At 65.2% G+C, this 15,897-nt stretch carries 15 protein-coding genes; 9 read left to right on the top strand and 6 right to left on the bottom strand.

Translation table 11 applies throughout. The features are described 5' to 3' along the window. Positions 1-44: 44 nt before the first annotated feature. Positions 45-680 carry an arylesterase gene (locus NLM31_RS02005; RefSeq protein WP_254135186.1) on the bottom strand — a complete coding sequence of 212 codons (636 nt, stop codon included), beginning with the start codon at positions 678-680 and terminating at the stop codon, positions 45-47. 55 nt (positions 681-735) lie between these two features. Between NLM31_RS02005 and NLM31_RS02000 the strand changes: the two genes are divergently transcribed. From NLM31_RS02000 to NLM31_RS01985, 4 genes are all read left to right on the top strand, one after another. Next, the gene (locus tag NLM31_RS02000) at positions 736-1,458 is read left to right on the top strand and encodes an ABC transporter ATP-binding protein (protein ID WP_254191311.1); all 723 of its coding nucleotides are present in this window, start codon (positions 736-738) and stop codon (positions 1,456-1,458) included. Next, the gene (locus tag NLM31_RS01995; RefSeq protein WP_254191310.1) at positions 1,455-4,025 is read left to right on the top strand and encodes an ABC transporter permease; all 2,571 of its coding nucleotides are present in this window, start codon (positions 1,455-1,457) and stop codon (positions 4,023-4,025) included. Before NLM31_RS02000 ends, NLM31_RS01995 begins: the two co-directional genes overlap by 4 nt. Before the next feature lie 271 nt (positions 4,026-4,296). After that, on the top strand, positions 4,297-5,088 hold the full coding sequence (locus NLM31_RS01990; protein ID WP_234684314.1) for a Bax inhibitor-1/YccA family protein: 792 nt from the start codon (positions 4,297-4,299) through the stop codon (positions 5,086-5,088). 230 nt (positions 5,089-5,318) lie between these two features. Further along, complete coding sequence (locus tag NLM31_RS01985) at positions 5,319-5,849, top strand: GNAT family N-acetyltransferase (RefSeq protein ID WP_254127654.1); 531 nt, start codon at positions 5,319-5,321, stop codon at positions 5,847-5,849. Positions 5,850-5,958: 109 nt separating this feature from the next. On the opposite strand, the gene NLM31_RS01980 is transcribed toward NLM31_RS01985, so the two are convergent. The 3 genes from NLM31_RS01980 to acnA form a co-directional block, all read right to left on the bottom strand. Further along, a complete protein-coding gene (locus tag NLM31_RS01980) occupies positions 5,959-6,330 on the bottom strand; it encodes a DUF2794 domain-containing protein (protein ID WP_254127653.1) in 372 nt (123 codons plus the stop codon). A 614-nt stretch (positions 6,331-6,944) separates the two neighbouring features. Then, positions 6,945-7,739 (bottom strand): thioredoxin family protein, encoded by a 795-nt coding sequence (locus NLM31_RS01975; protein ID WP_254191309.1) that lies wholly within the window; start codon positions 7,737-7,739, stop codon positions 6,945-6,947. Between the two features lie 216 nt (positions 7,740-7,955). Beyond that, positions 7,956-10,676: an aconitate hydratase AcnA gene (acnA, locus tag NLM31_RS01970; protein ID WP_254127651.1), complete on the bottom strand. Its 2,721-nt coding sequence runs from the start codon at positions 10,674-10,676 to the stop codon at positions 7,956-7,958. Positions 10,677-10,917: 241 nt separating this feature from the next. Here acnA and ccmA point away from each other — a divergent pair, with 241 nt between their 5' ends. The 5 genes from ccmA (at position 10,918) to NLM31_RS01945 (ending at position 14,110) form a co-directional block, all read left to right on the top strand. Next, positions 10,918-11,520: a heme ABC exporter ATP-binding protein CcmA gene (gene ccmA / locus NLM31_RS01965; RefSeq protein ID WP_254191308.1), complete on the top strand. Its 603-nt coding sequence runs from the start codon at positions 10,918-10,920 to the stop codon at positions 11,518-11,520. Between the two features lie 262 nt (positions 11,521-11,782). Further along, positions 11,783-12,451: a heme exporter protein CcmB gene (ccmB, locus tag NLM31_RS01960; RefSeq protein WP_128963386.1), complete on the top strand. Its 669-nt coding sequence runs from the start codon at positions 11,783-11,785 to the stop codon at positions 12,449-12,451. 89 nt (positions 12,452-12,540) lie between these two features. After that, complete coding sequence (locus NLM31_RS01955; RefSeq protein WP_254127649.1) at positions 12,541-13,326, top strand: heme ABC transporter permease; 786 nt, start codon at positions 12,541-12,543, stop codon at positions 13,324-13,326. Continuing rightward, positions 13,323-13,520, top strand: a complete 198-nt coding sequence (ccmD, locus tag NLM31_RS01950; protein WP_254127648.1) for a heme exporter protein CcmD — start codon at positions 13,323-13,325, stop codon at positions 13,518-13,520. Before NLM31_RS01955 ends, ccmD begins: the two co-directional genes overlap by 4 nt. Beyond that, positions 13,517-14,110, top strand: coding sequence for a DsbE family thiol:disulfide interchange protein (locus NLM31_RS01945; protein WP_254127647.1), 594 nt, complete (start codon positions 13,517-13,519; stop codon positions 14,108-14,110). The genes ccmD and NLM31_RS01945 overlap by 4 nt, the downstream gene beginning before the upstream one ends. Before the next feature lie 183 nt (positions 14,111-14,293). Here the strand turns inward: NLM31_RS01945 and NLM31_RS01940 are convergent, their stop codons facing one another. Both NLM31_RS01940 and ftsY read right to left on the bottom strand, forming a co-directional pair. Further along, positions 14,294-14,896 carry a septation protein A gene (locus tag NLM31_RS01940; protein WP_254127646.1) on the bottom strand — a complete coding sequence of 201 codons (603 nt, stop codon included), beginning with the start codon at positions 14,894-14,896 and terminating at the stop codon, positions 14,294-14,296. Positions 14,897-14,899: 3 nt separating this feature from the next. Continuing rightward, positions 14,900-15,847, bottom strand: a complete 948-nt coding sequence (gene ftsY / locus NLM31_RS01935; protein WP_254127645.1) for a signal recognition particle-docking protein FtsY — start codon at positions 15,845-15,847, stop codon at positions 14,900-14,902. Positions 15,848-15,897 lie beyond the last annotated feature (50 nt).

Below are 15,897 nucleotides of genomic sequence, written 5' to 3'. Positions count from 1 at the left end.
ACACCGGGAAAACCCTGGGTGTTAGGGTTAGCATTGCCTGCTTTTCAACGGCGCTGCTCGCCGATCGTGCGCAGGAATGCCTCCACCGTGGGCAGCATGTTGTTGACGACGATATCGACGCCTTCAGCGGTCGGATGAATGCCGTCGGCCTGGTTGAGCTTGGCATCGGCCGCGACACCTTCGAGGAAGAAGGGATAGAGCGGCAGATCGAACTGTTTTGCCAAATCCGGATAAATCGAATTGAAGCGCGCGCCGTAGTCTGCGCCGAAATTCGGCGGCGCCAGCATGCCACACAGCATCACGGCGATCTTGCGCGCCCTGAGACGCGTAACGATGTCGGTCAGCGCCGCGCGCGTCAAGTCGGGATCGATGCCGCGCATCGCGTCGTTGGCGCCGAGTTCGACGATGACGCCCTCGGTTCCCTCGGGCACCGACCAGTCGAGCCGGTCGCGGCCGCCGGACGAGGTGTCGCCGGAGACGCCCGCGTTGATCATGTCAACCGCTATGCCTTTGGCCTGCAAGGCCTTTTGCAGCTTGGCCGGAAACGCCTGCTGGGCCGGAAGGCCGAGACCGGCGCTCAGGGAATCGCCCAGAACGACAAGCTTGATCGGCTTTGTCGTTTCTGCCCAAGCCGGGCCACCGACCGTCATCAAAGCGAGCATCAACACGGCTATGTGCATGAAGAAACCGTAACGCCTCTCGACCGCGCGTGCGGAGTTGCCATATGACCGGACCATGGACAGTCGCATCGAATCCTCTTCGCTCGCCGGCACCGCGCCGGACACCATCGCCATCTCCAACGTCAATCTCTCATTGGGGTCGGGGGCGGCACGCGTTCACATCCTCAAGGATATCAGCTTGCGCGTCGGCTCGGGGGAGACGATCGGCCTGATCGGCCCGTCAGGCTCGGGCAAATCCACGCTGCTGATGGTGATGGCGGGGCTGGAGCGTCCTGATAGCGGAGAGGTGGTGGTGTCAGGCACGCCTTTCAATGCCCTCGACGAGGACGCGCTCGCTCGCTTCCGCGGCCGCCAGGTCGGCATCGTCTTCCAGTCCTTCCATCTGATCCCGACCATGACGGCGCTGGAGAACGTCGCCGTGCCGCTCGAGCTCGCCGGCAATCCCGATGCCAACAAGCGCGCAGCCGAGGAGCTGCAATCGGTCGGGCTCGGCGATCGCCTGCATCATTATCCGACGCAGCTCTCCGGCGGCGAGCAGCAGCGCGTGGCGCTGGCGCGCGCGCTGGCACCCGATCCCGCCATCCTCGTCGCCGACGAGCCGACCGGCAATCTCGACGAGGCGACCGGCAAGCAGATCGTCGATCTCTTGTTCACCAAGCATGCCGAGCGCGGCATGACGCTGGTGCTGGTCACGCACGATTCCTCGCTCGCGCATCGCTGCGATCGCGTGATCCGCCTGCGCTCGGGCCGCATCGACACGCAGACGACCAACGCATGAGCACCGCTATCGAACCGTTTGCGAAGCCGAACGGCGTCGCGCTGTCGCTGCGCTATGCGCTGCGCGAATTGCGCGGGGGCTTGCGCGGCTTCTACGTCTTCATCGCCTGCATCGCGCTCGGCGTGATGGCGATCGCCGGCGTCGGCTCGGTGTCGGCGAGCCTCAGCGACGGCCTTGCCCGCGAGGGACGTACACTGCTCGGCGGCGACGTCTCCTTCGTGCTGTTCCAGCGCGAGGCGAAACCCGAAGAGGTGGCCTTCCTGCGCTCGCGCGGCACCGTCTCCGTGGCCTCGACCCTGCGCGGCATGGCGCGCTCGGCCGATGGCAAGCTGGCGCTGGTCGAGATGAAGGCGGTCGACGACACCTATCCGATGCTCGGCCAATTGACGCTGGCGCCGCAAGTCCCGCTGACCGATCTGCTCGCGATGCGCGACGGCGCATTCGGTGCCGCCGCCGATCCGACGCTGCTGGCGCGGCTGTCGCTCAAGATCGGCGACCGCGTCACCATCGGCTCGGCGACGTTCCAGATCCGCTCCAGCGTCGAGGCCGAGCCCGACAAGCTCGCCGGCGGCATCGGCTTTGGTCCGCGCTTCCTGATCAGCGAGGCGGCCCTGCGCGCCACCGGGCTGATCCAGCCCGGCAGCCTGGTGCGCTGGGTCTACCGCGTCAAACTGCCGGACACCGCCAACAGCGATCGTGCCACCGACGCCTTCATCGCGGACGCGCGCAACGCCGCGCCGCAGGCCGGCTGGGAAGTCCGCAGCCGCTCCAATGCCTCGCCGCAGCTCGAGCGCAATATCGGGCGCTTCACGCAATTCCTGACCCTGGTCGGCCTCGCCGCCCTGCTGGTCGGCGGCGTCGGCGTCGCCAACGCCGTGAAGAGCCATATCGACCGCCGGCTCGAGGTGATCGCGGCCTTCAAGGCCGTCGGCGCCACGGGCCGCGACGTGTTCGGCATCTACCTCGCGCAAGTCGTCCTGCTCGCCGGGATCGGCTCGGTGATCGGGCTGGCGCTCGGCGCGGCGATGCCGTTTGCCATCGTCGGCCTGTTCGGCAAGCTGTTGCCGCTGCCGGTGGTGCCGGCGGTGCATGCCGACGAGCTCGCGCTGTCCTTTGTCTACGGCCTGCTGACCGCGCTTGCCTTCGGCCTGTGGCCGCTCGGGCGCGTGCACGACGTGCCGGTCGCCGCACTGTTCCGCGATACCATTGCTTCCGAATGGCACCGGCCACGCTGGAGCTATCTCGCATTCATGGGTGTCGTGGTCGTCCTGCTGGTTGCGGTTGTGATCGGCCTGTCCTTCGACAAACGCATCGCTGCGGTGTTCGTGGCCTCCTCCGTCGTCGTGTTCGCCGTGCTGCGCGGCGTCGCCGCCGTGCTGATGGCGATCGCGCGCCGGCTGCCGCGCACGCGCTTCACCATGCTGCGGCTGGCGATCGCCAACATCCACCGGCCGGGCGCGCTGACGCCCTCGGTCGTGCTCTCGCTCGGGCTTGGGCTGGCCGTGCTCGTCACCATCACCCAGATCGACGGCAATCTGCGCCGGCAGTTCCTGGCCGCGCTGCCCGATCGCGCGCCGGCGTTCTACTTCATCGACATTCCGAGCACCCAGGCCGCACCGTTCGACGATTACCTGCGCCAGATCGCCCCTGGCGCGAAGGTCGAGGACGTGCCGATGCTACGCGGGCGCATCGTCGCCGCCCGCGGCGTCCGTGCCGAGGACCTCAAGCCCACCACCGATTCCGAATGGGTGCTGCAGAGCGACCGCGGCCTGACCTATACCGGCGAGCTGCCGAAGGGCTCCAAGGTGGTCGAGGGCGAATGGTGGGGCGCCGACTATTCCGGCCCACCGCTGGTCTCGATGGAGAAGAAGATCGCCGACGGCCTTGGGCTGAAGCTCGGTGACGAAATCGTCGTCAACGTGCTCGGCCGCGACATCCCGGCGAAGATCGGCAATCTCCGCACCATCGACTGGCAGGGGCTCGGCATCAATTTCGTGCTGGTGTTCTCGCCGAACGCGTTCAAGGGCGCGCCCCACACCCACATCGCGACGCTGACCGAAGCCGGCGGCGATGCGACCGGCGACGGCAATATCATCAAGCAGGTCGCGGACGCTTACCCAATGGTGACGAGCGTGCGCGTGCGCGAGGTGATGGAGACGGTCGGCGCGGTCGTGACCAATCTCGCACTCGCCATCCGCGGCGCCAGCGCCGTGACCCTGATCTCGGCGATCCTGGTGCTGGGCGGCGCGCTCGCCGCCGGCCATCGCCACCGGGTCTATGACGCGGTGATCCTGAAGACGCTCGGCGCCACGCGGCTGCGGCTGCTCGGCGCCTATGCGCTCGAATATCTCCTGATCGGGCTTGCCACCGCGGTGTTCGGCGTGATCGCCGGCAGCATCGCGGCCTGGATGATCGTGACGCGGCTGATGACGCTGACCTTCGTCTGGCAGGCCGGCAGCGCCGCCGGCGTGGTGGTCGTCGCCCTGGTCGTCACCGTCGGGCTCGGGCTCGCCGGCACGCTGCTGGCGTTGAACAAAAAGCCCGCCACAGTGTTGCGCAATTTGTGACAAAAGGTAGCGGGTGACTACGCCGGAGCGGAATCGCACGATTCTTGCGATTAACCACGCCTACTCGTCTGGATTGCGCGACAAGGGCGACATTCAGCCGCGCGTGGACGGTTGCAGCGAATGTGTTAGTTTCCCACATATCGGATGGGTTCGGAGACCCGATTGTTAGCCAAAATTAATGTCGGCAGACATCGGTATCCGAGATAGAATTAGACGACCCGGCGGCATGGCAACCCTCGTGCCGGACCGGGCAACCAACGGGAATTCGACCATGTCGGACCTAGACCGCAATTACGCTTCTCCTTTCGGCCGGGCCGCCGGGCGTGTTGACGCCGCGACGGTCGACGCCGGTCTGCGCGCCTACATGCTGCGCATCTACAATTACATGAGCATCGGCCTGGCCATCACCGGTCTGGCCGCGCTCGGCGTCTACATGGCTGCCGTGACTGACGTTCCGACCCCGGAAGCCGTCCGCGTCGGCAAGCTGTTCCTGACGCCGTTCGGCTACGCGATGTTCGTGAGCCCGCTGAAGTATCTGTTCATGCTGGCGCCGCTCGCCATGGTGTTCGTGATCTCGGCCGGCATCAACCGTCTCGCTCCCTCGACCGCCCAGATCCTGTTCTGGGTGTTCTCGGCGCTGATGGGCATCTCGCTGTCCTCGATCTTCCTGGTGTACACGCACACCTCGATCGTGCGGGTGTTCTTCATCACCGCGGCGACCTTCGGCGCGCTGAGCCTCTACGGCTACACCACCAAGCGTGACATGAGCGGCATGGGCTCGTTCCTGTTCATGGGCCTGATCGGCATCATCATCGCGAGCCTGGTCAACCTGTTCCTGGCCAGCACGGCGCTGCAGTTCATCGTGTCGGTGGTCGGCGTCCTCGTGTTCGCGGGCCTCACCGCCTGGGATACGCAGCGCCTGAAGAACGACTACATCTACGGCTACGCCTCGGCCGGCGGTGACATCGCCGAGCGTGCGGCGATCTCCGGTGCGCTGTCGCTGTACTTGAACTTCATCAACCTGTTCACGCTGCTGCTGCAGCTCCTCGGCCAGCGCGACTAAGCGCCAGACCCGAGAGAACGGACACGAACCCCGGCCGAAAGGCCGGGGTTTTTGTTTGGGGCTGGCTCTCGCGACGACTTGTTGTCCGCAAAAGCCTTTGGCGAAGACGGAAGCAATCCAGAGCCCCGACGCGGACGCATTTCTGGATTGCTTCGCTGCGCTCGCAATGACGGGTAAGGAAGCATCCCTGCCCCTTCCAGCCGTGGCGAGAACGCTCTAATCTTCCCCCCATGTCCGCACCCGAAATCAGGCCCACCATCGAGGCCGACCTCCCCGCCATCACCGCCATCTATCAGCAGGCCGTCCGCGAGGGCACCGCGACGTTCGAGCTGGAGCCGCCCGACCTCGCCGAAATGACGCGGCGCTATCGCGCGCTGGTCGACGGTGGCTATCCCTATTTCGTCGCCATCCTCGACGGCCGCGTCGCCGGCTACGCCTATGCCGGCGCCTACCGGCCCCGTCCGGCCTATCGCTTCACGGTCGAGAACTCGATCTATCTCGACCCCTCCTTCCACCGCCGCGGCATCGGCTCGATGCTGCTGGAGCGGCTGATCACCGAATGCGAGGGGCGCGGCTTCCGCCAGATGATCGCGGTGATCGGCGATTCCGCCAATGCCGGCTCGATCGGCGTGCACACCAGGGGCGGCTTCAAGATGATCGGCACGCATCCGAATGTCGGCCTGAAATTCGGCCGCTGGCTGGATACGGTGATGATGCAGCGGGATCTCGGCGAGGGCGCGAAGACGGTGCCGGGGCAATAAGTCTCGTAGGGTGGGCAAAGGCGCGAAGCGCCGTGCCCACCATCTCTCTCTATCTCAAAAGGTCGTGGGCACGCTTCGCTTTGCCCACCCTACGGCACCGTTCGCTTGGCTACACCACCGCCAGCTTCCGGTCGATCACCAGCAGGACGCGGTCGAGCTCGTGGCCGCGGCGCAGGATCAGGCCGGTCGCCGTGATCACGCTGTACATGCCCTGCTTGCGGGCCAGACGCGGATCCTTCTCGATGCGATAGATCGGCACTTCGGAGGCGCGGCGATAGACCGAGAACACCGCACGGTCCTTCAGGAAGTCGATGGCATAGTCGCGCCACTCGCCGTCGGCCACCATGCGGCCATAGAGATTGAGAATTCGGTTCAGCTCGAGCCGGTTGAACGTCACCCGGTTCGGCTGGGCGTTCGCAGCGGCGGGGCGCGCCACTGCGCGCTGCTCGCTCGGATCGGCATCCTCCGGCGTCAAACTCATGCAGCGCCTCCTGTCGCATCAGCACGACCCGCCTCCGCGAAGACCGTCCCCGGAGCCGCGGATCATGACAATTGCATGATTGCGCCAACTGTTCCCCGCCGCAAGGGCCTCTTGAAGGACCTCTTGAGGGACCGCTGCTCAGCTCGCCCGGGTTGCGAATCATGACACACGCAACGGTGGAACTTCTCAGTGGCAAACCGTCACGGGATCGTTAGCAAGAATCACAGGATCGCCGCTTTTCCGCCCATCGCCCGCCGCCCTGCATTGCGAAAAGACTTGTGTGCGTTGACCCGGTCCTTTCGGTTCCGGATTCCTCAGCCCCCAGCCCCCCGGGGTCGGACAGGATCGGGTCTGTACGCGCGACAAGGAGGGCCAACGCAAGTTGGTCCTTTTTTGTTTGTGTCGGGGTGTTGCCGCCGCGACGAACTGCTCTCCGAACATCCGCGCGAAGCCTCTCGCCCCTCATCCTGAGGAGCCGCGCATTCGCGGCGTCTCGAAGGATGAAAGGCCGGGATGCGTCAGCGGGCCCGCATGGTTCGAGACGCGCGCAAGGGCGCGCTCCTCACCATGAGGATTGAGATGGAGTTCGCGGCAGAGCGAAAGCGAAGCGCGCTTCAGTGCAGCGACGTGTACGCCGCGCCCAGCATCGCACCGGGCTTCTCGCGGCTGCCGTCCTGGACATAGACCACCGCGCCGTCGACGCCATCGCGCGAGGTGAGATTCTCCAGCGGGACCGTCCAGCTTTCCGGATGTCCGTTCCAGTCGCCGACCTTGAGCAGATTCCGCACGACGTTGTGGTAGGTGATCTGCTGACCGCGATTTTCGCCGCGGCTGATTTCGATCGGCACCGACTTCGCAATCGAGCAGATCCAGACCTCGCCGTGCGAGATCGCCGGCTCCTTGCTCGCCGCCACCGACACGTTGATCTGTTTGCCTGCCAGCGACATCGTCACCGGCACGCTCATCACGCCTGTGCCCGCGTCGGTCTTGCCGATCGCGCTTTCGATGCCGGCGCGATCGCTGCCGATGACGTGGGTGGCGCCGTTGACCACGACCTGCGGCGTGTAGACCTCGCGGTCACCGCGCATGCGTGAATAGGCGCGCTGCCGCGCCGAGAAACGTGAATCTGCCAGCGTGTCCTTCCAGCCGAGATAATCCCAATAGTCGATCGGCATGCTCAGCGCGATGATCGAAGGATCCTTGGCGAGGTCGCCGATGACCTTGTCCGCGGGCGGGCAGGACGAGCAGCCCTGCGATGTGAAGAGCTCGACCACGGCGCGGGGATCGGCCTGGGCGGGACGGATGACAGCGACGATAGCGCAGATGCCGAGCGCTCCCGACCAGAGTGCGCCGGACCAGAGTGCGCCGGACCATCGCGAAACCAAATGAGAAGCCATCATTCCAGTCATGTCGAACGTCACATCTCGTCGTCGGGGAGGGATATCCTATCGCCTGATGGTCACCGTAATCTTACGGGCGCGGCACATTCAACCGTCCGATGCGAACTGTCGCCGGGCGGGCCCATCTGAAACATGCCGCAAACGTACAAAGGCGGCCTTGTGATAGGCCGCCTTCGTTTAACCTTCTACTCACGTCGCGGTGAGCCACCGTTCACAAATTCGCGCTTAGGCCGCGAGCTTGCGCAGCACATAGTGCAGGATACCGCCGTTCCGGTAGTAATCGAGCTCGTCCAGCGTATCGATGCGGCAAAGCAGCGAAACGCGCTGCAACGAACCGTCGCCGGAGACGATTTCCGCGGTCAGCTTCTGGCGCGGCTTCAGGTCGCCGACCAAGCCACGCAGCGTGACCTTCTCGTCGCCCTTCAGGCCGAGCGACGACCAGGAGGTGCCGTCCTCGAAGGTCAGCGGCAGCACGCCCATACCGACCAGGTTGGAGCGATGGATGCGCTCGAAGCTCTGGCAGATCACGGCGCGAACGCCGAGCAGACGCGTCCCCTTCGCGGCCCAGTCGCGCGACGAGCCGTTGCCGTATTCGGCACCGGCGAACACCACCAACGGCACCTGCTCCTGCTGGTACTTCATCGCGGCGTCGTAGATCGACATCTGCTCGCCGTCGGGCCAGTGCTTGGTGAGACCGCCTTCCGGAATGTTTCCATCCGCGCCCTTCAGCATGAAGTTCTTGATGCGGATGTTGGCGAAGGTGCCGCGCATCATGACTTCATGATTGCCGCGACGCGTGCCGTACTGGTTGAAGTCGGCGGGACGCACCTGGTGCTCGCTGAGATATTTGCCAGCGGGCGAGGTGAGCTTGATCGAACCGGCCGGCGAGATGTGGTCGGTGGTGATCTTGTCGCCGAACATGGCGAGGATGCGTGCCTCGACGATATCGGTGACCGGCTCCGGCTCCTTCTTCATGCCGTCGAAATAGGGCGGGTTCTGCACATAGGTCGACGACATGTTCCAGCGATAGGTCTCGCTCTCGACCGTCTTGATCTTGCGCCAGTTGGTGTCGCCCTTGAACACGTCGGCATACTTCTTCTTGAAGATCGACGCGGTCACGAACTTCTTCATGAAGGCGTTGATCTCCTTCGTCGTCGGCCAGATGTCCTTGAGGTACACCGGCTTGCCGTCCTTGCCTTCGCCGAGCGGCTCGACGGCAAGGTTCTTGGTGACGCTGCCGGCGAGCGCGTGCGCGACGACCAGCGGCGGCGAGGCGAGATAGTTCGCCTGCACGTCCGGCGAGACGCGGCCTTCGAAGTTGCGGTTACCGGAGAGCACGGCGGCGGCGACGATGCCGTTGTCGTTGATCGACTTCGAGATCTCTTCCGGCAGCGGGCCGGAATTGCCGATGCAGGTGGTGCAGCCGAAGCCGACCAGGTTGAAGCCGACCTTGTCGAGATCTGCCTGCAGGCCGGAATCGGCGAGATAGCCCGCGACCACCTGGCTGCCCGGAGCCAGCGAAGTCTTCACCCACGGCTTTGCCTTCAGGCCCTTGGCGGCGGCGTTGCGCGCCAGGAGGCCGGCACCGATCAGCACGCTCGGGTTCGAGGTGTTGGTGCAGGAGGTGATGGCGGCGATCACGACGTCGCCATGGCCGATCTCGTAGTTCTTGCCTTCGACGGCAAAGCGCTTGTTGGGCTCCTCCGCCTTCTTGTACTCGGTGCCGAGCGCGAGCGAAAAGCCTTCGGCGACCGACGGCAGCGCGATGCGGCCTTCGGGACGCTTCGGACCGGCCATCGACGGCACGACGTCGGCGAGATCGAGCGTCAGCGTTTCCGTGAACACCGGATCAGCCGACTTGGCGGTGCGGAAGAGCCCTTGCGCCTTCGCATAGGCCTGCACCAGCGCGACGCGCGGTGCGGCGCGGCCGGAGGTCTTGAGGTAATCGATCGCAGCAGCGTCGACCGGGAAGAAGCCGCAGGTCGCACCATATTCCGGCGCCATGTTGGCGATGGTCGCCTTGTCGGCGACGGAGAGATTGTCGAGGCCGGGGCCGAAGAACTCGACGAACTTGCCGACCACGCCGAGCTTGCGCAGCATCTGCGTGACGGTCAGCACGAGGTCGGTCGCGGTGACGCCTTCCTTCATCGCGCCCTTCAGCTTGAAGCCGACGACGTTGGGCAGCAGCATCGACAACGGCTGACCGAGCATGCAGGCTTCCGCCTCGATGCCGCCGACGCCCCAGCCGAGCACGGCGAGACCGTTGACCATGGTGGTGTGGGAGTCGGTGCCGACGAGCGAGTCGGGATAGGCGACCTCGAAGGTGCCGGTCTTCTTGCCGACCGTCATCTTCTCCTTCTTGGTCCACACCGTCTGGGAGAGATATTCGAGATTGACCTGGTGGCAGATGCCGGTGCCGGGCGGCACGACGGAGAAGTTCGAGAACGCCTTCTGGCCCCACTTCAGGAACTCGTAGCGCTCCTGGTTCTGCTTGTACTCCTCGGCGACGTTCTTGCCGAAAGCCTTGTTGTCGCCGAAGAAGTTCACGATCACGGAGTGGTCGATGACGAGATCGACGGGGACCAGCGGATTGATCTTCTCGGCATCGCCGCCGAGCTTCTGCATCGCGTTACGCATCGCGGCGAGATCGACCACCGCCGGCACGCCGGTGAAATCCTGCATCAGCACGCGCGCCGGGCGGAATGCGATCTCATGCTCCAGCGACTTCTTGCGCAGCCACTTCGAGACCGCGACGATGTCCTCTTTCTTGACCGAGCGGCCGTCCTCATTGCGGAGGAGGTTCTCGAGCAGGACCTTCATCGAATAGGGAAGTTTCGAAATTCCCTTCAGACCATTCTTCTCGGCCGTGGGCAGGCTGTAATACACATAGGTCTTGGCGCCGACCTTGAGGGTCTTTTTGCATTTGAAGCTGTCGAGCGAGGTCATGTAGGAAATCCCAATTGTTAGTTATACCCGGCAGGGGGTATTTTAACACCGTCAGCGAATCCGGCTGGGTCGCTTGCAGGGGCAGGTTGAGTTGCTGCATCAAGTAGTTCCGGGCTTATAGAAGCTTTCTAACCGCGCCGCCACAGCCACAAACGTACCGAGCAAGTCGCGAGCCAAAAATTCTGATGCGCTACCCCAAGGTTTCCTGAGGCATGGCTTGAGCGGGTTGAGACCAGGCCAGATGCAGTTGTCCGGACGCGGGGTGACTTGCGTGCGGGGCGGCCGCGAGGTGTTTTCGGCGCTCGATTTCGAGGCGGTCTCCGGCGAAGCCGTGGCGGTGACGGGGCGCAACGGATCGGGCAAGACCTCGCTGCTGCGGCTGATTGCCGGCCTGCTCATTCCGGCCGGCGGCACAATCGTACTGGACGGGGGCGACGCCGACATGACGCTGCCCGAGCAATGCCACTATCTCGGCCACCGCGATGCCCTCAAGCCCGCGCTGAGCGTGGCTGAAAATCTGTCATTCTGGGCTGATTTTCTAGGCGGCGAGCGCGGCGACGCCGCACAAAGCCTCGTCACCGTCGGCCTCGACCACGCCACCGATCTGCCCGCGGCCTTCCTGTCGGCCGGCCAGCGCCGCAGGCTGTCGCTGGCCCGGCTGCTGACGGTCCGCCGCCCGGTCTGGCTGCTGGACGAACCGACCAATGCGCTGGATGTCGCCGGCCAGGACATGTTTGGCGGGTTGATGCGAGACCATCTCGCCCGCGGCGGGATGATCGTCGCGGCGACCCATGCCCCCCTCGGGATCGAAACGCGCGAATTGCGGATCGGGGGTGCAATGTGATTCCGACAGACCCTCAGCTTTTCGAGCGGCCCGGCCCGGCTCCCTCCGTTCCCTCCCCCCTTGCGGGGGAGGGTCAGGGAGGGGGGTGCCGCACGGCAAGGCATTTCGGTTCTAGCGTTGCCGACGCAGGCGCCTGGTTGTTGGCGGCCCACTTCTCAAAAACATCTCTCCCGGGGCTACCCCCCTCCCCGCCCCTCCCCCACAAGGGGGGAGGGAGCACAGTGTGCCCGCGGCCGGCGCACGACCTTAGGGGGGCCACCCCATGACCGCCCTCGCCGCCCTCATTCGCCGGGATATCCGGATCGCGCTCCGCGTCGGCGGCGGGGCGCTGATCGGCGTGCTGTTCTTCCTGACCGTGGTGGTGCTGATGCCGTTCGCGGTGGGGCCGGACCTGGCGCTGTTGTCGCGGCTGGGACCGGCGATCCTGTGGCTCGGCGCGCTGCTGGCGAGCCTGCTGACGCTGGACCGGCTGTTCATGGCCGACCACGAGGACGGTTCGCTCGATTTGATCACGATGAGCCGGACGCCGCTGGAACTGGCCTGCGCGGCCAAGGCGCTGGCGCATTGGCTGGCGGCCGGCCTGCCGCTGATTGTCGCAACCCCGGTGCTGGGCCTCTTGCTCAACCTCGACATGGTCGCGACCGGTGCGGTGGCGCTGACGCTGCTGGCGGGAACGCCGGCGCTGACCTTTACCGGCATGATCGGCGCGGCGCTGGCCGTGACCCTGCATCGCGGCGGCCTCTTGATGGCCGTGCTGGTGCTGCCGCTGTCGATTCCGGTCCTGATCTTCGGGGTCGCGGCCTCGCAGGCCGCGATCGTCGGCCCCATGACGTTCGGCGCGCCGTTCTCGATCCTCTGTGCGCTGTCGCTGGTCAGCCTCGTGATCGGCCCGTTTGCGGCGGCGGCGAGCCTGAAACATGGACTGGACTGAATGAGTTCGCTTGCCTTGACCCCGATCAACTTTCGCTGCGCGCATTCGTGCTGATTGCGTGAGCGCCGACCTGTGATTATCAGAATGCCATGACGCTGATCGACCTCGCCAATCCCACCAGGTTCCTCGCGCTCTCAGCGCGGGTGCTGCCGTGGCTCGCGGCCGCGACCGTCATCCTGCTCGCGATCGGCCTCTATCAATCGGCGTACGCGCCCGACGATTATCAGCAGGGCGCGACCGTGAAGATCATGTTCATCCACGTGCCCAATGCGTGGCTGTCGATGTTCGTCTGGGGCGTGATGAGCGTGGCTTCACTGGGAACATTGGTTTGGCGGCATCCGCTGGCCGACGTCGCCGCGAAAGCCGCAGCTCCCATCGGCGCAGCCTTCACCTTCCTGGCGCTGCTGACGGGCTCGCTGTGGGGCCGGCCGATGTGGGGCACCTATTGGGAATGGGATGCGCGGCTGACGTCGGTGCTGATTCTCTTTCTGATGTATCTCGGCCTGATGGCGCTGTGGCGCGCGGTGGAAGATCCCTCGCGCGCGGCACGCGCAGCCGCCGTGCTGACGCTGGTCGGCGCGATCAATCTGCCGATCATCAAATTCTCGGTCGATTGGTGGAATACGCTGCATCAACCGGCCTCGGTGATGCGCATGGGCGGCTCGACGCTCGACAAATCGTTCCTGATTCCACTTCTCGTGATGGCGATCGCATTCACGCTGCTGTTCGTCACGCTGCACCTGGCTGCGATGCGCAACGAGATTTTGCGACGCCGTGTCCGCTCCCTGCAGATGATGCAGGCGAGCCGCGTCGCGTTTTCAAGCGAGTTAAGCCCCGGTTCGCGTCAAGGAAACGCGTCAGAGGGAGCTGCATGACGATGTCGCTCGGTCCCTACGCATCCTTCATCGTGACATCCTATGCGGCCGCAGCCATCGTTGTCGCGATCCTGATCGGCTGGGTCGTGTTCGACTATCGCAACCAGACCCAGCGCTTGCGCGCGCTCGACCGCAGCGGCGTCACCCGCCGCTCGGGCCGCAGCGCCGTGGACACGCCAAGAACGACGACATGAGCGAGCAATCGACCTCGGCACCGCCGCAGCGCCGCACCTTCCTGATGGTGCTGCCGCTGCTCGCCTTCATCGCCCTTGCCGTGCTGTTCTGGTTCCGGCTCGGCAGCGGCGATCCTTCGCGAATTCCGTCCGCGCTGATCGGCCGGCCCGCGCCGCAGACCACGCTGCCGCCGCTCGAGGGATTGCAGGCCGGCGGCGCGCAGGTGCCCGGGCTCGATCCCGCCGCGTTCAAGGGCAAGGTCAGCCTCGTCAACGTCTGGGCCTCCTGGTGCGTGCCCTGTCACGACGAAGCGCCGCTGCTGACCGAGCTCGCCGGCGACAAGCGCTTCCAGATGGTCGGCATCAATTACAAGGATGCGCCCGACAACGCGCGGCGTTTCCTCGGCCGCTACGGCAATCCGTTCGGCCGCGTCGGCACCGACGCCAACGGCCGCGCCTCGATCGAATGGGGCGTCTATGGCGTGCCGGAGACCTTCGTCGTCGGCCCCGAGGGCACCATCGTCTACAAGCTGGTCGGCCCGATCACGCCGGAAAATTACAGGGCGGTGCTGCTGCCGCAGATGGTGAAGGCGTTGAAGGCGGGGAGCTGACGCGGCGCTCGTGCGCGAGGCACTCGGCCACACACACTGCAGTCATGCCCCGGCTTGACCGGGGCATCCAGTACGCCGCGGCCTCTCCGTATCTCACTGTTGTCTCTGGAATACTGGATCGCCCGATCAAGTCGGGCGATGACAGATGAGGGTGGGTTGCGCGCCTTCGCTCGCGAAAGACCCTCACCCCTTCCGCACATCCCCCGCCTCGGCCTCGCTGGTCTCCAGCGAGACCGGCTCGACGCCGTAGCGCTTGGTCAGCGGCATCTGGGCGATGGCGAAGATCATGGTGATGGGCGTGACGCCGAACACCTTGAAGTTCACCCAGAAGTCCGTGCTCTGGGTGCGCCAGACGATCTCGTTCAGCACCGCCATGCCGGCGAAGAACAGCGCCCAGCGCAAGGTGAGGATACGCCAGCCCTGCGGCGTCAGATTGAACATCTGGTCGAACATCACGGCGATGAAGGAGCGGCCGAACAGAAGCCCGCCGCCGAGGATCGCGGCAAACAGCCCGTAGATGATGGTCGGCTTGACCTTGATGAAGGTCTCGTCATGCAGCACCAGCGTCAGCGTGCCGAACACCAGCACGATCACGCCGGTCACGATCGCCATGATCGGGATGTGGCGCGTCACCACATAGGAGGCGACCATCGCCGCCACGATCGCGACCATGAAGGCGCCGGTCGCGGCGAACAGATTGAACTTCGCATTGACGAAGAAGAACACGAGCAGCGGACCGAGCTCGGTCGCAAGCTTGAACAGCGGATGCGGCTGGGTCTTGTCCATTCTCTAGCTTTCGATTCCAGCGATGGCACGGGCGAAATCGCGCGCGGTGAACGGCGCGAGATCGTCGACGCCTTCGCCGACGCCGATGAAATGCACCGGCAGTTTGAATTTCTCAGCGAGCGCCACCAGAATGCCGCCGCGCGCAGTGCCGTCGAGCTTGGTCATCACGAGGCCGGTGACGCCGGCAGTGCGATGGAAGGCCTCGACCTGCGACAGCGCATTCTGGCCGACGGTTGCGTCCAGCACCAGCAGCACGGCATGCGGCGCAGTGTCGTCCACCTTGCGGATCACGCGCACGACCTTCTCGAGCTCGTTCATCAGCTCGGCCTTGTTCTGCAAGCGGCCGGCGGTGTCGATCAGGAGCACATCGACGGCCTGCTCTTTCGCCGCCGTCAGCGCATTGAAGGCGAGGCTCGCCGAGTCGGAGCCCTGCGCGCCGGCAATGACCGGGGTCTTGGTGCGCTCGCCCCAGACCTTGAGCTGCTCGATCGCGGCTGCGCGAAACGTGTCGCCGGCAGCCAGCATCACCTTGCGGCCTTCGGATGCGAATTTCTGCGAGAGCTTTCCGATGGTGGTGGTCTTGCCGGAGCCATTGACGCCGACCACGAGGATCACGAACGGCTTCCTGGCCGCATCGATCTCGAGCGGTTTTGCGACCGGCGCCAGCACCTTCTCGACCTCGGTCGCGACCACGTCCTTGACCTCGTCGGCCGAGATCGCCTTGTCGTAGCGCCCGGTGCCGACCGCATCCGCGATCCGCACTGCGACCGAGGTGCCGAGGTCGGCGCGCAGCAGCACATCCTCGATGTCGTCGAGCATGGCGCGGTCGAGCTTGCGCTTGGTGACGAGGTCGGCGACCGCGGTCCCGAGCGAGGACGAGGTGCGCTTCAGCCCGTTGGACAGGCGGCGCCACCAGCTCAGCTTGGGGGGATCTGACGTGGTATCGTTCATGGCGGGGGTGTGTTAGCCGTTCCCGCCCCTAAACGAAAGTCTTGTCCAAA

The organism is Bradyrhizobium sp. CCGUVB4N, assembly GCF_024199945.1.
Classification (GTDB): domain Bacteria; phylum Pseudomonadota; class Alphaproteobacteria; order Rhizobiales; family Xanthobacteraceae; genus Bradyrhizobium.
The sequence above is the reverse complement of the archived record's forward strand: the minus strand, read 5'-3'. Positions and strand labels throughout refer to the sequence as shown.

What these genes read in the sequence shown, in the direction of transcription:
- acnA (WP_254127651.1), bottom strand. Translation starts at nt 10,676, where the DNA reads ATGACCTCGCTCGACAGCTTCAAATGCAAAAAGACCCTCAAGGTCGGC.
- NLM31_RS02000 (WP_254191311.1), top strand. Translation starts at nt 736, where the DNA reads ATGGACAGTCGCATCGAATCCTCTTCGCTCGCCGGCACCGCGCCGGAC.
- NLM31_RS01975 (WP_254191309.1), bottom strand. Translation starts at nt 7,739, where the DNA reads ATGACTGGAATGATGGCTTCTCATTTGGTTTCGCGATGGTCCGGCGCA.
- NLM31_RS01990 (WP_234684314.1), top strand. Translation starts at nt 4,297, where the DNA reads ATGTCGGACCTAGACCGCAATTACGCTTCTCCTTTCGGCCGGGCCGCC.
- ccmD (WP_254127648.1), top strand. Translation starts at nt 13,323, where the DNA reads ATGACGATGTCGCTCGGTCCCTACGCATCCTTCATCGTGACATCCTAT.
- NLM31_RS01985 (WP_254127654.1), top strand. Translation starts at nt 5,319, where the DNA reads ATGTCCGCACCCGAAATCAGGCCCACCATCGAGGCCGACCTCCCCGCC.
- NLM31_RS01945 (WP_254127647.1), top strand. Translation starts at nt 13,517, where the DNA reads ATGAGCGAGCAATCGACCTCGGCACCGCCGCAGCGCCGCACCTTCCTG.
- ccmA (WP_254191308.1), top strand. Translation starts at nt 10,918, where the DNA reads ATGCAGTTGTCCGGACGCGGGGTGACTTGCGTGCGGGGCGGCCGCGAG.
- NLM31_RS01980 (WP_254127653.1), bottom strand. Translation starts at nt 6,330, where the DNA reads ATGAGTTTGACGCCGGAGGATGCCGATCCGAGCGAGCAGCGCGCAGTG.
- NLM31_RS02005 (WP_254135186.1), bottom strand. Translation starts at nt 680, where the DNA reads ATGCACATAGCCGTGTTGATGCTCGCTTTGATGACGGTCGGTGGCCCG.
- ccmB (WP_128963386.1), top strand. Translation starts at nt 11,783, where the DNA reads ATGACCGCCCTCGCCGCCCTCATTCGCCGGGATATCCGGATCGCGCTC.
- NLM31_RS01995 (WP_254191310.1), top strand. Translation starts at nt 1,455, where the DNA reads ATGAGCACCGCTATCGAACCGTTTGCGAAGCCGAACGGCGTCGCGCTG.
- ftsY (WP_254127645.1), bottom strand. Translation starts at nt 15,847, where the DNA reads ATGAACGATACCACGTCAGATCCCCCCAAGCTGAGCTGGTGGCGCCGC.
- NLM31_RS01955 (WP_254127649.1), top strand. Translation starts at nt 12,541, where the DNA reads ATGACGCTGATCGACCTCGCCAATCCCACCAGGTTCCTCGCGCTCTCA.
- NLM31_RS01940 (WP_254127646.1), bottom strand. Translation starts at nt 14,896, where the DNA reads ATGGACAAGACCCAGCCGCATCCGCTGTTCAAGCTTGCGACCGAGCTC.